Origin of the sequence: Pseudomonas sp. 18.1.10 (assembly GCF_024655625.1) — a bacterium.
Classification (GTDB): domain Bacteria; phylum Pseudomonadota; class Gammaproteobacteria; order Pseudomonadales; family Pseudomonadaceae; genus Aquipseudomonas.
Genome location: NZ_JANLGL010000472.1, coordinates 1 through 663 on the forward strand (window position 1 = coordinate 1; position 663 = coordinate 663).

Here is a 663-nt window from a genome sequence, read left to right on the forward strand (position 1 = left end):
CCCGCAATCCGGGCTCGGCAGCAGCGGACAAGACGGCGTGTGGGCGTTGCAATCCAGCCACCAGGTAGTCGAGCAACGCGTCAGCGTGCGCGCCTACCACCACCGTGACGCCAGCGCCCAGCTCAATGGCGAGATCGACTACACAACCAGTACCTACGGCGATGCGTACCACTACGCCGAACCCTACACGGTGCTCGGCAATCGGCTGGATCAAGACGAAGACCTGCAACGCGAAAGCGGCTACTTCTACGCACGCCTGCGCCACGAGCAGTACCTGAACCAGCAGACCCAATTGAGCGGCATCAGCACCAGCGCCACCCTCGCACCGGGCCAGGTCCTCAAGATCAGCGGCGGCGCACCCCAAGCCTTCAAACCCGGCGCAGTCATTACGTGCATGACCACCAAGGCCGCGCGCGACAGCAGCTTCGAAGCCACATTCGAGGCCATCCCCTATGCAGAAACCATCTGTTTTCGTCCCGCCCCACAAGCCAAACCGCAAATCGCCGGCACCATCCCGGCCCGCATCACCAGCCCCCAGGCGAACGACCCCTACGCCCATATCGACCTGGAAGGCCGCTACCGCGTCAACTTCCTGTTCGACCGCGACCCCTGGAAACCCGGCGAAGAAAGCCTCTGGCTACGCCTGGCCCGCCCCTACGCCGG

1 protein-coding gene is annotated in these 663 nt (G+C 64.4%); it reads left to right on the forward strand.

The features are described from left to right. Positions 1-663: type VI secretion system tip protein VgrG (vgrG, locus tag NUV89_RS29755; protein WP_257784130.1), on the forward strand; the 663-nt coding region annotated here is incomplete at both ends.